General features: G+C 48.1%; 12 protein-coding genes. 9 read left to right on the top strand and 3 right to left on the bottom strand.

The annotated features are described in order from the left end of the window. Positions 1 to 73 precede the first annotated feature (73 nt). On the top strand, positions 74 to 709 hold the full coding sequence (locus H6G89_RS03260; RefSeq protein WP_242059808.1) for an rRNA large subunit pseudouridine synthase E: 636 nt from the start codon (positions 74 to 76) through the stop codon (positions 707 to 709). 554 nt (positions 710 to 1263) lie between these two features. After that, on the top strand, positions 1264 to 3309 hold the full coding sequence (locus H6G89_RS03255) for a serine/threonine phosphatase (RefSeq protein ID WP_190503868.1): 2046 nt from the start codon (positions 1264 to 1266) through the stop codon (positions 3307 to 3309). 101 nt (positions 3310 to 3410) lie between these two features. Here the strand turns inward: H6G89_RS03255 and H6G89_RS03250 are convergent, their stop codons facing one another. Further along, entirely contained in the window at positions 3411 to 3644 is a 234-nt protein-coding gene (locus H6G89_RS03250; protein WP_199336510.1) for a DUF4327 family protein, read from the bottom strand. A 375-nt stretch (positions 3645 to 4019) separates the two neighbouring features. On the opposite strand from H6G89_RS03250, the gene rpsD reads away from it, so the two are divergent. Next, positions 4020 to 4640, top strand: coding sequence for a 30S ribosomal protein S4 (rpsD, locus tag H6G89_RS03245; protein ID WP_190503866.1), 621 nt, complete (start codon positions 4020 to 4022; stop codon positions 4638 to 4640). A 422-nt stretch (positions 4641 to 5062) separates the two neighbouring features. Here the strand turns inward: rpsD and moaA are convergent, their stop codons facing one another. After that, entirely contained in the window at positions 5063 to 6052 is a 990-nt protein-coding gene (gene moaA, locus H6G89_RS03240; RefSeq protein WP_190503865.1) for a GTP 3',8-cyclase MoaA, read from the bottom strand. 233 nt (positions 6053 to 6285) lie between these two features. Between moaA and H6G89_RS03235 the strand changes: the two genes are divergently transcribed. From H6G89_RS03235 to H6G89_RS03210, 6 genes are all read left to right on the top strand, one after another. After that, positions 6286 to 8085, top strand: coding sequence for a potassium channel family protein (locus H6G89_RS03235; protein WP_190503864.1), 1800 nt, complete (start codon positions 6286 to 6288; stop codon positions 8083 to 8085). 584 nt (positions 8086 to 8669) lie between these two features. Further along, positions 8670 to 9224: a protoglobin domain-containing protein gene (locus H6G89_RS03230; protein ID WP_190503863.1), complete on the top strand. Its 555-nt coding sequence runs from the start codon at positions 8670 to 8672 to the stop codon at positions 9222 to 9224. Between the two features lie 52 nt (positions 9225 to 9276). After that, positions 9277 to 9648 (top strand): roadblock/LC7 domain-containing protein, encoded by a 372-nt coding sequence (locus tag H6G89_RS03225; protein WP_190503862.1) that lies wholly within the window; start codon positions 9277 to 9279, stop codon positions 9646 to 9648. A 331-nt stretch (positions 9649 to 9979) separates the two neighbouring features. Further along, the gene (locus H6G89_RS03220) at positions 9980 to 10516 is read left to right on the top strand and encodes a GTP-binding protein (protein WP_339384536.1); all 537 of its coding nucleotides are present in this window, start codon (positions 9980 to 9982) and stop codon (positions 10514 to 10516) included. A 108-nt stretch (positions 10517 to 10624) separates the two neighbouring features. Further along, positions 10625 to 11485 (top strand): DUF4388 domain-containing protein, encoded by an 861-nt coding sequence (locus H6G89_RS03215; RefSeq protein WP_190503860.1) that lies wholly within the window; start codon positions 10625 to 10627, stop codon positions 11483 to 11485. A gap of 24 nt (positions 11486 to 11509) precedes the next feature. Further along, positions 11510 to 11704, top strand: a complete 195-nt coding sequence (locus tag H6G89_RS03210) for a hypothetical protein (protein WP_190503859.1) — start codon at positions 11510 to 11512, stop codon at positions 11702 to 11704. 266 nt (positions 11705 to 11970) lie between these two features. Here the strand turns inward: H6G89_RS03210 and H6G89_RS03205 are convergent. Continuing rightward, positions 11971 to 12843, bottom strand: an 873-nt coding sequence (locus H6G89_RS03205; protein WP_190503858.1) for a ferrochelatase, incomplete at its 5' end; no start/stop codon positions are given.

Raw genomic sequence — 12843 nt, 5'->3', positions numbered from 1 at the left:
TTTTGCATAGTTTGCCTAAATTTTCTTAAAGGGTTGAAACAGGGCTTTACAATCCGTTTTGGACTGCAACATCATGGCGATGCGTAAAACTTCTCCCTCCAGGACGACTCCCCCTTATCGATACCTCCTGTTTTACAAACCCTATGATGTGCTGACCCAGTTTACCGATGAGGCAGGGGGCGGGGAAACCTCCAGACGGACGCTCAAAGACTACATTCCAGTGCCCGATGTGTATCCTGTTGGACGGCTCGATCGCGACAGTGAGGGGTTGCTGCTATTGACGAACAACGGTCAACTTCAACATCGACTGACCGATCCCAAATTTCACCATCCCCGCACCTACTGGGTGCAAGTCGAGCGTATTCCCGATCAGGCTGCCCTGCAACAGTTGCGGCAGGGAATCACCATTCAAGACTACAAAACTCGCCCTGCAAAGGTGCAACTCCTGCCAGAAGAGCCATCCCTGCCGCCACGCGATCCTCCAATTCGGTTTCGTAAGTCTGTGCCAACTGCCTGGTTAGAAATGACACTGACTGAGGGGCGAAATCGACAGATTCGACGCATGACGGCAGCAGTTGGTTTTCCAACATTGCGACTTGTGCGTGTGGCGATCGCTCACCTACGACTGGATGGATTGAAGCCAGGGCAATGGCGAGAGCTATCATCCGATGATCTAGAGCTTTTGAAAGCTCAGTACAACTCGTCGTAAATCAAGGGTGGGAATTTGGGGTGCAGGGGTAAAACCCCTGACTGGGAGCACAGCCCCCACACCCCCCTGGTTTTACTGCCAAACCCTATCTGTGGATAACAGTACTAAGTAAATTTACTGAATAATCTCTGCTTTTACTCCAATTGCAATATTCGTGTGAAGTAAACCAGCATTACAGCAGAGACTATGTATGAATTAAATCAAGATCGACAAGCGGCTGTTTTTGATGCTTCAAGTCTGGGTAACCTAAAGTCTGAGTCACTGAAAGTGTGATCGATTTAAAGAGGGCGACGCCAACTATGGCTTTTCAAGCCTATCGTGTACCCTGTAAAGGTAATACTCTAATCATCGCTAGGCTATCGTGATTGTCCATAGCAAGGCTCTTGTCGATTAACGTTGTTGTGCAGCAGGGTTGTGATCTGTAATCGGTTTGTCTACAACCAGTTTTTTGTCCGTAACAATTCTGTAAAAAAACATCCAGAATTGATGTAATGCAGTGAATACTGAGATTCAGAGCCACTGACACTTAATAACGGGAGTAAGGAAGTCCCAAGATGCTTGTTTGTCCCCAATGTCAGTTTGAGAACCCAAATGACCATAAGTTTTGTCAGAAGTGCGGTGTTTCCCTGACGGAAGTTATTTGTCCTGGTTGTGATGCAACAGTCCCCTCTGATACGGAACAGTGTCCTCATTGCGATACAACAACTGGGACTTTTTGGTGGGCAGTGCAATTGCCCAATTCATCGGCTTTGTCCTCTCAGACAACGGAACCCCCATCTCAACCTGCTGAGACTCAACTGACTGATACAGCAGCAACTACGGCTAGCTATCTTGATCCCCAACAGAGGTACAAACTCCTCAGCCCTCTGTCTCCTTCATCGGTTAGCGGGTTAGAGGCACGGGTTTTAGATTGCCAACCCTATCAACCGACTCTGCTCGAGTTGCTACAAGAGAAGCTACCTGAGCTTGTTAAAGAGTCAGAGTCCAAAGAGAGATTTGCTCAACCCGGTGATGTTATGTCTTCCACAGAGGAACCCTCTTTAATTAAAGATCGAACTGTTCCAGCCGTCGCTCGGATCTACCTGGCACTACAACCCCAACTTCATCCTGCTCTCCCTCGGTTGCACGACACCTGGGAGCAAGATGGACAAGTCACGCTGCTCTTAGAGGATCGCTCAGATCTCATGTTGTTGTCGGATGCGTGGCGTTCTGATGACGTGCTACCTCTGCAAATTTTGCATTGGCTCTATCAGATGACAGAAGTTTGGCAATTATTAGAACCCCATCACTGCTGTCAAAGTTTGTTAGACATTAACAATCTGCGAATTGACGAAGATCAACTCCTCTGTCTGCAACGACTCCACTTCGATACTCCAGGTCACCCGCTACAACTGAAGGATCTGGGGCGTTTATGGCAGATGTTGTTCCAAATGTCACAGCGGACTCAATTGGGTTCGCTAGTACGGCTGTGTCACGATTTAGAGTCTGGGGGCGTGACGGATATTGAGATGTTGCAATCTCAATTTGAGGCGATCGCCAATGAGTTGCAACCCGATGTGGTTCACAGTCCTGTGCCACAACCTCCACCTCCATTTACGTTTCCCGATGATGACGATCGCACCATTGAACTCACCACTTCTGGTGTCCGAGCTACTGCCTATCCAGCAGCAGATATGAGTGTTTCGACAAGCTCAACGCGATTTGAGCTAGGCAGCCTGGAGGATGATTCCACCAGTGAGGGAGATGACATCCCAACGGTCGTTCTGCCCATGAAGCTGATTAACTTAGAGGATGCAGGACGCACTGACGTCGGCAAACAGCGCGATCACAATGAAGACTGTTTTAGCATTCACGTTGAACTGAAAAAGGTAGAAAGCCCCTCCGGTCGAACTGTTCAGGCAAAAGGGCTTTACATTCTGTGTGATGGTATGGGCGGACACGCTGGTGGCGAAGTTGCCAGTGCTATGGCAGTTGAGAGCCTCAAAAAATACTTTGAGGTCAATTGGCAAGACCAGTTGCCCTCAGAAGCCAGCATTCGAGAGGCAATTCAACTAACCAACAAGACAATCTATGATCTCAATCAACAAAATGATCGCTCTGGTAGTGGTCGAATGGGCACAACCTTAGTATTGCTGTTGTTACACGACACCCATGCCGCGATCGCCCATGTGGGAGACAGCCGCCTCTATCGCTTTAGTCGCCGTCGAGGGCTAGAGCAAATCACGGTTGATCACGAGGTAGGGCAACGCGAAATTCAACGGGGAGTTGAACCGGCGATCGCCTATGCCCGCCCCGATGCCTATCAACTGACCCAGGCGTTAGGACCACGCGATGAGCACTTCGTCAATCCAGATGTGCAATTTATGGAACTCAACGAAGATCTGTTGCTGTTGTTGTGTTCAGATGGATTGACTGACAATGATTTGCTCGAAACCCATTGGCGGACTCATATTGAGCCATTAGTCAGCTCTCAAGCCAACCTTGAACAGGGGGTTAGCCAATTGATTGATTTAGCTAACCAATACAATGGTCACGACAACATTACAGCCGTCGCTATTAAAGCCAAAGTTCGTCCTAACCTGGATCAACTTAAACGTTAAGCATCCGTAGAGGCAGGGAGCATCCGCCCAGATGCTACGTTTTGCTTGGGAGCATCTTGAGGCGGAGCTAAACAGGGAGGAGACTGAGTCAGAAAAGAGGTTTAGTTTTCCTCCCAGCTTTCGACAGCAAGCAAATCACTGATGGGGTCACGCATAGAGAAGTCAAAGTCTTCCAACTCTTTCTTCCAGTAAGACCACTCGTCTCCATAGAGTAAGGCAATCTTCCAAATGCTGTCAGTTGGTTTAATTGCTTTGGACTCTATTAGGGAACGCACCTTACCTTGAAGCTTCACCATTGGGTGAATGACCTGTTGGTCTACTACAGTTTTAGTCATGTTTGAATTTTCAAATATCTCTGTGAAACACGTCCTGGCTTGGTTCAGCACCATCTACACGTAGCTCTTGGGCTGCCAGGTATTTGCCTCTAACGCACCATGTTATCACAAACTTTTAAGAACGACTTGGCATAGCGTCCATAATCAAAGACTATTGCCAATTTTTATTAAATGTAGCTCAAGCAATAATAAAGCCTTAAGACCTGAGAGCCAAATATAGCAATCATCAAGAGGTTTGGGATAGGCGGTTTGAGGTATTTTCTTCCACCAACAGACCTCTCATCTTTACCAAAATAGCTACGACTGTACTTTGAATTCTACGCATCTGGCTTTATAATTAGACTTTTGGGTAACGCTTAGAGAGAGGAATCCATAATGTCGCGATACCGGGGCCCGCGCCTCAGAATTGTCCGCCGCTTAGGTGAATTACCGGGTTTGACCCGCAAGGCTACTAAAGCCTCTGGAAAACGGTCTTATCCGCCTGGACAACATGGTCAGGCTCGCAAGAAGCGGTCTGAATACGCAGTTCGTCTAGAGGAAAAGCAAAAGTTACGGTTTAACTATGGTTTGAGTGAGCGGCAAATGCTGCGCTATGTGCGTAAAGCTCGCCGCGCCGCTGGTTCTACTGGACAGGTGTTGTTGCAATTGCTCGAAATGCGGTTAGACAATACCGTATTTCGCATGGGAATGGCTCCGACTATTCCGGCTGCACGGCAGTTAGTAAACCACGGACATGTGACTATCAACGGTCGGGTGGTTAACATCCCCAGCTATCAATGCAAGCCTGGGGAAGTGGTTGGGGTTAGAGATAGCGATCGCTCTCGTAAACTGGTGCAAGAGAACTTGCAGTTCCCCGGTTTAGCCCACTTGCCCAGCCACCTAGAATTTGACAAAAATACGCTGGTTGGCAAAGTTAACAGTGTAGTTGAGCGAGAGTGGGTTGCACTCCAAGTCAATGAACTGCTGGTCGTTGAATATTATTCACGTCAGGCATAACGATTTGCCATTGGCATTGCTTATTGGTTTCATAGACAAGTTAGATGGAACGCACCTTGCGGCTGTGGTGCGACATTAAAAGTCTTCTCATATAGCCCTCTGATCCCGTCAATCAGAGGGCTTTATATTTAGCTAATGTCAATTTGGGTTAAACACCTGGCGAATTAATTCGCGGCTATGGGAACGAAGTCCGCCTGCGTGGACTACAGAAAATCAAGGTTTGCCGAACCGATGCAGGTCGGTTTTGCGCTTGTAGCGGCGGTTTTAACCGCCAAGATCCTTATCCCGAACCCAGGTTAGTGATAGCCCGTGACCACACTCGATAGGGTGGAGGCGAGTCAGGAAGCTTTCCCAGCATCAGGGTTTGAGCCATTGCTGTTGCCTTAAGCTTTCTGACCAAAACTATATTTGTGGTCAGTACGCTAACCGCCAATTTGAGACATCGTTCTTGCGTAGGCAACTCCAGTTGTGCCAGAGTGGCGCAGTTTGTAGTTGATTTCAGGTTTGATTGCTACAAGATGTTGAACTTGCGATCGAATATCTGCGATCGGGATACCTGCCCGTAGCATCGTTTTCAGGTCAAGTTGTTCTGATTCATTCAGCAAGCAGGGACGTAACCATCCATCCGCAGACAATCTCATGCGGTTGCAGCGATCGCAAAAACACTCTGACATCTGACTAATAAATCCCAATGTGCCTTTTGCACCGGGGATGCGAAAGACATCGGCAGGTCCGTTGCCACGCACTGAGGACTCCGCTAACCCCCAGCGATCGCGAATGCTTTGTCGAATGGCTTCGGAGGGCACCCACCCTTTGTCTTGAAACAATCCGGCATTACCGATGGGCATGAATTCAATAAATCGAATATGCCAGGCTCGATCAATGCTAAGAGCGGCTAGATCGAGAATTTCGTGATCGTTGACGCCAGGAATCACGACAACGTTGAGTTTCAGGGGATCGAATCCAACCTGATGAGCGGCTTGAATCCCCTTCCAGACCTGTTGCCAGCGCGATCGCCCCTGATGTCCCACAATTTTGTCAAAGGTATCCGATTCTAATGAATCGAGACTGATGTTGATGCGCCGTAAACCTGCCTCGTAAAGCTCCTGCGCCATGCCAGCGAGCAAGAACGCATTAGTGGTCATGGACAGATCTTGCGTTTGGGGAAGGTTGGCGATCGCCCGCACAATGTCAACCACCCCAGGTCGTAGCAGTGGCTCTCCCCCTGTCAACCGAAACCGTGTAAATCCACAGGGAACAAACACGTCGCGCAACAGCAGCAATAATTCCTCCTGGCTCAACACATCCTGCTGTCGGATGTATTCCAACTCTGTGCCCTCAGGCATGCAGTATTGACACCGAAAGTTACAGCGATCGATAAGGCTGATCCGCAGATAATCGATTGAATTCACAGTGCTGTCCTAGATCGCTTTACATTCTTTAAAGAGGGTCTATCTCTGATATTACCTGAAGCAGATGAGAGACATCTCAGGTTTAGATAAGGCCACGCTTAGAGGATTTTGATGCTTGCTATCTAAACCTGCAATACCTGTCTTTGAGTAAAAGATTGCGATTTATAACCTGGTGTTGTCAGCTACAGTTCCTTCTTTAGACCTGACAAACAATTGAGACTTGAGGATCGCGTATGAATAACAAACCTCTGATTATTGTTTGTGGCTTAGGTCGCACTGGGCACAAGATCTTTTCCTTACTCAAGCAACAGGGTGCTCAGGTTGTTGGTGTGCATTCTCACCCCCTGAACACCATCGAGGATCACATTATCACTGGCGATTTGCGCGCTGCAACGACCTTGATTCAGGCTGGAATTGCCGATGCTCATACGCTGGTGTTGTCGAACAGTGATGATGCGTTGAATCTGGCAATTTTGACCCAGGCACGGGTCTTAAACCCACACATTCGGATTATCAATCGCCTGTTCAACACCAGTTTAGGTAATCGCCTCGATCGCACCCTGCCCAATCATTTCACCATGAGTGTCGCAGCTTTGTCGGCTCCGGTGTTTACCTTTGCTGCCATGGGCAACCGGGCGATCGGGCAATTGCGCCTGTTTCAGCAAACCTGGCCTATCCACGAAGAATATATTGATGCTCAACATCCCTGGTGGGGTCACACGCTCACTGATTTGTGGGAAAACCGCGATCGCATGTTGATCTACTACCTCCCTGCGGACAGTAGTTTGGATTTGGTGTCAGCAGTGACGCAAAAGCAGCCGCTACGGCAGGGCGATCGCCTGATCATTGCTACCAAACCACAGGTTCAACAGAACCGTCGCTCACTGACCCAGAGAATTCTAGGGTTGTTCACCCGACTGCGGCAATTTCAGCAACATATTCGCCCAACCTTAATTACGTTGCTGGTGTTAGCCGTCACGATTGGGGCGGCAACCCTGACCTATACCGCCGCAAATTTTCAAGTCTCCCTGGTTGATGCGCTTTATTTTGCAGTTGGCATGATCACGGGGGCTGGAGGCAATGAAAGCATTGCAGAAAAAGCCCCGGTTGAAATCAAGGTGTTTACTGTAGTCATGATGCTGATCGGCACCGCCGTGGTTGGCATCTGCTACGCCTTGCTCAACGACTTGATCTTAGGAACTCGCCTACAGCAACTCTGGAAAACTTTCCCGATTCCTCAACGTCACCATTACATTATTTGCGGCTTAGGAGGAGTTGGAATGCAGATCGTGCATCAGCTTCACGCCAATGGCTGTAGTGTGGTTGTGATTGAACAGGATTCTGATAACCGCTTTCTCAGCTCTGTTCATGCCCTCAGAATTCCGGTCGTGCAAGGGGATGCCAGTCTGCCGGAGACCCTGATCAAAGCCCACATTGAACGCGCAACAGCACTATTAGCCGTCACTAGCAACGATGTCACCAATTTAGAGATTGCCCTGACGGCTAAAGGGTTAGCCCCTAAAATTCCGGTGATCGTGCGCAACCAGGACCCACAGTTTGCCCCGTTAGCACAGCAGGTATTTGATTTTGAAGCGGTTTTGAGTCCGGCAGAGCTTGCGGCTCCGTCGTTTGCGGCAGCTGCTCTGGGGGGACAGGTGTTTGGAAACGGGATGACCGCCAATACGCTGTGGGTTGCTTTGGCGACGATGATTACTTCCGGGCATCCGTTTTATGGAAAACAGGTGAGGGAGATTGCGATCGCCACTGATTTGGTTCCGCTGTATTTGGAAACCCGCCAGCATTTGGCGACTCACGCACCTGGAGAAAGTGATCATTTAGCGTCGAAGCAGCGCACGGTTCATGGTTGGGATTTACTAGAGATAACCCTGGGATTGGGTGACGTGCTCTATCTGACGATTCCTGCTGCCCATTTAGAGCAACTGTGGCGAGTTAGCCCTCATTCCCTATCATCCTCTGTCCTGGATGCCAGAGTGGAAGACCGCAGTCCATTTCAGAATGTTAAGCATCGTTAGAGCCAGTCAATAACATGTTTTTTCTCTGCTGACTTTAGGGAATTTACGGATTATTTTTTAGGACGAACCTCGGTAATTTGATGGGCGAAAAATTATCTGGTTCTAATTTCTTTCAGGGATTTTACTGAAGCGTTACAGGTTTTCCTTCATATCTCTCTATATAGACATCGAGTAGTTTGATGGGGTTTTGAGATCTCCTTTTATTTTTAGATTCAAAGATTAGAGTGTTCACTAACGGTCAGCTTAATTGAAGTAAATAAATAATAATTAAGCGATCAAACGAAAAGGCTTTAGATGAAGCGTTTTCCAATTTTTTCTGTCAAATGTCAGGGGTAAGTTAGCGTTGTGCGATCGCATCCTACTTCAGATGAACATGAGGATTTCAATCCTTCTTAATTTTTGTAGATACAAGTTTAAACAGCCTCATCTGATCCTCAACATGATTTATGTATGCATTTGTAACCTTTATCACGCAAAGCTTTCACAAAATCAGAAGTCGGTAATAACCCCCTACAAATCCATAATTTGCACTGCTAAAAAGGAGCTAATCAATTGCACCACTACCTAATTAAGGGAGAAATTTCATGTCTCTGGAGCCACGCGAATTTTTAGCTCGAGTAGAAACACGAATTGGGTTTACCAGCGAAGACAAATCTGTTCTTAAAGAAAACGCAGATTGGGGATTAGAAGTTGCCCCAGAGATGGCAGATCACTTCTACGCTTTCTTAGGTCGCGATTCAGAAATGAATGCAATTCTGTACGCCTCTGAAGGTCGGATTCATCGCCTCCGTGAAACCTTTGTTCAGTGGTTTCACGAAATGTTTACTGGCATGGATGGTTGGTCAGATGCTTATGCAACCCGTCGTTGGCGTATTGGTCTAGTCCATGTCCAAATCGGGATTGGACCTCAACATGTTGTTCCTGCAATGGCGATCGTGGTTCATGAGGTTGGCAAACGACTCCAAAAAGATGGCAAGTCAGAGGCAATCAGAGATGCTTTGAGCAAAATCTGCATGATTGATCTGGCTTTTATTGAGCAGGCTTATGTCGAGGTTTCGTCTGCTGCTGTCTTGCGTGAAACAGGTTGGACAGAGGGTTTGTTCCGTCGGTTAGTCACTACTGGCGCAGGAAAAATGTAATTTTTCCGCTATTTTTCGTACTCATTCATTTCAACTTCAAGGAACTTCAATCATGGCTATCAGTACTGAAAAATTGACTCATGTTTTGCAGAATTTTGTGACATCAACTAATGATGTCCAGGGGGCGGCGATCGTTACTCCTGACGGGTTGCCATTAGCAGCCAGTTTGCCCGGTGGTATGGATGAAGAACGGGTTTCTGCAATGTCTGCGGCAATGTTGTCTTTAGGTGAGCGCATTGGAAGCGAACTTGCTAGAGGCGGAATCGATCGGATCTTTGTGGAAGGTGACAAAGGGTTTGGCATTCTGACCAGTTGCGGTGAAGATGCGGTTTTTCTGGTCTTAGCAAATCAATCTGCAAAGCAGGGTTTGTTGATGTTAGAAATCAAGCGTGCTTTGTCAGAGTTGAAAGCAATTCTGATGTGATTCAACGAGGGAATATATACATCACTCTTTGGTCAAGCTCCATTGGACAAGGGGCTTATGAAGGTTAAAAAATTGATTCGGTAAAAAAAGTGCGGGCATCTTGCCCGCGAGCGAGACGCTCGCACTACAGAATTGCCCAATTGTTTCCTGAATTTCAATCAGCCCCTTGTTCTGTCAGATCTCACAACAGCCACCTTTTTTGGCAATGAAGTGGAGTCAATGAAACGCCTCCCTCTTGTTCACGAGTAATTTGTGAATGTTTTACGGAGGTTATTTCATCGCAGTTACGAACTTAACTTATTCCCTATCGCTTTGAAGTTCTATGGAAATCATGCGACTGGTCGTTACCGGACCTGTAGGAGCCGGAAAATCTACTTTTATTCGGTCAGTGAGCGAGATTGAGGTGGTTGATACCGATCGCCAGGCAACAGACGAAACTGCTCTGCTCAAGAAAAAAACCACCGTCGCGTTTGACTTTGGACGACTTCAGTTTGGTTCCGATATGGCACTGCATCTATACGGCACCCCTGGTCAATCCCGCTTTGACTTTATGTGGGATATTTTGATTCGTAAAGCACACGCTTATATTCTGCTGGTCGCGGCTCATCGTCCCCATGAGTTTCGCGATGCTCGTCGAATTTTGACCTTTATGAAACGACGATCGCCCGTACCCATGATCATCGGTTTGACCCATTCTGATTGTGATGGTGCCTGGGATGAGGAAAACGTGGCGATCGCCATTGGCTATCTCGATGCCCACCAGCGACCGTTGATCGTCAAAGTCAATGCCAACGAAACAGCCTCCGTTGCACAGGCTGTTCTGGCATTAGTCCAGACTTCTTTTCAAGCAAATTGTTTGGTCAGTTGAATCTGCTCGAAGCACTACCCTTGGCAGGTGAGTTCATTTCGTGTGTCCGATTCCAAACCACTCAACTCAGCCAGAAAGACACACTATTGAGGCATAAGAGGCAAAGACATGGCAATCACAGGGTATTTAACCGAATTTTCACTTGCAGAGATTTTTCAACTGCTGGAACAAGGTCGCAAGACTGGACTGTTGAGCATTTCTAAACTGTCAGAAGTCGCAGAAGACGGCAGAAATCACTACATCTGGTTTAAGCAAGGGCGTATTGTTGGAGCAGCCCACACGCTCGATCAGCAAGGTTTGATTAGTTTGATTAGCCACCGGGGGTGGTTGGGCGATCGCGCTGCATTCAAACTGGCGCAAAGCTGTCCCATCGACACACCCATTGGTTTGTGTCTCAAGTCGCAGGGAATTTTGCAAGCTGAACAACTCAAGTTATTGTTCTATACCCAGGTAATGCGGCAGGTGTGTGCTCTCTTTGAACTCAAGGACGGGTGGTTTCAATTTGATGCCAAAGCTCCAATCCCTGCTTCAGAGTTGACGGGGTTGAGTGCTCCTGCGACAGAAGTGACTCTGGCAGGCTTGCGTGCTCTGAAGGACTGGAGTGCCTTGCAAGACAAGTTGCCTGACCCTGCCTCTAGCATTATCAGTGTGATTGATGGTAAGCCCGAATTGAAGCTCAATCAGGTTGAGTGGCAGGTGTGGGAATTCACGAACGGCAGTCTGTCTCTGAAGGCGATCGCTGAGCAGATGCGGCTATCAATCGAGCAAATTCAGCATATTGCCTTCCGGTTGGTCGTGGTTGGACTAGTCGAAGAGTTGCCTTTTCTGGAGTCTGCCCCTGCTCCTCAGCCCAGTGATTTGTTATTACCCACTGATTCTTCCGTTACAGCGACTGAAGCGTCTGAAGCTACAAAAGTCAGCCCAACATTTTTGCAAAATTTAGTTGGTTTTCTAAAAGGCAAGCTGTAAACCAATAAACACAGGAGATCAGGTATGGCATGGGTCTTAGGGATACTCGAATTTCTAGAGTTTGTAGGTTCCCCTTTGGGGTTAACGGCGAGCCTTTGGATCAGCTTTTATTACTTTGCAGTGCAATCTCTGGGGTGTGACCCATGGGTATCTGCGCTGTTACCTGGAATTCCGGCGTTCAACCTGTATTTGTACCTGAAACAACTCGATCTGGACTAAAGAGTTACGCCATTTCCATCAATTGGGGCTACACGTCTCATGGGATGTGCGACTTTTTTGAAAACCTTGAAAACACAACCCTCACCCTAGCCCTCTCCCGCAGGAGAGGAAACCCGGCGATGGCTCAAAGTCCTTCTCCCTGGGCAGAAGGGTTGGGATGAGGGTGTATTAGTTGCACATCGCGTGATGTATGAATTTCGTAGAGGCGTTTCACGAAACACCCCTACTACCCGCAACGGATTGCCCAGATTTAGGGTTTGGTCTGCTTAATGGTGATGATGGTGATGTCCATGGTGATGGTGGTCGCCATGATGGTGGTGATCACCGTGGTCATGATCGTGGTGATGAGCCTGAGAGGCGGCAAGAGCAGGATTGACCGCTAGTGCCTGTTCACTCAACAAGTCAGCAATATGAGGGTTTGCCCACTCTGCTGCCATCTTCAAAAACTCTGGGCGATCGTTGACACAGGGCATCTGGACATAGGTTACATCAGGGCGTTGACGGCGCAGCCCATGGATGATGTGATCGACATCCAGCAGCGTCTCGTGATTTTCAGTTGCGAACCCAATCGGCATAAAGACGATTGCCGTGGCTCCCAACTCGATCAAGTTCTTAGCTGCCAACTCTGCATTGGGTTGAGTCCACTCGATCAGCGGTGTTTGGTGGTTTAACCAACCTACCGAGATCAGAGGATAGCGGTAGATTAACCGTTCCCGCACTCGCTCATAGAGTGCCTGACTCTCGTCAATCCCAGAGGTAAAGCCTTTTGCCTTGTGAGGGCACCCGTGATTCATCAACACAATGCCTGTTTGAGAGGGCAAGTGTGCCACTTCCAGGTGGTTTTTAATCTTTTCCTCGACCATCTGAGCCATCAGGTTGATGTAACCTGGCTCATTGTAAAAGGAGGGGATGTAGCGCATTCCCTTGACCCAGTGCTCGGTGCCGTCGCTCAACTGCGCCAGAGCCTTGTTGACCTGCTCAACGGCAATGCCACTGGTAAAGATCGAGTCTACGACCAACAATGGATAAATAAGAATTGGCTCTATAGCTGTTTCAGGGAGATGAGTTTTCAGGGATGGCCTTGGTAGGATAGCAGAAAGACTGTTGGGATAGGGTGCAATGAGTATTAACTTAAGTAC

It is taken from the genome of Oscillatoria sp. FACHB-1407 (assembly GCF_014697545.1).
Taxonomy (GTDB): domain Bacteria; phylum Cyanobacteriota; class Cyanobacteriia; order Elainellales; family Elainellaceae; genus FACHB-1407.
Note: the sequence above shows the minus strand (reverse complement) of the source record. Positions and strands in the feature narration are given on the sequence as shown.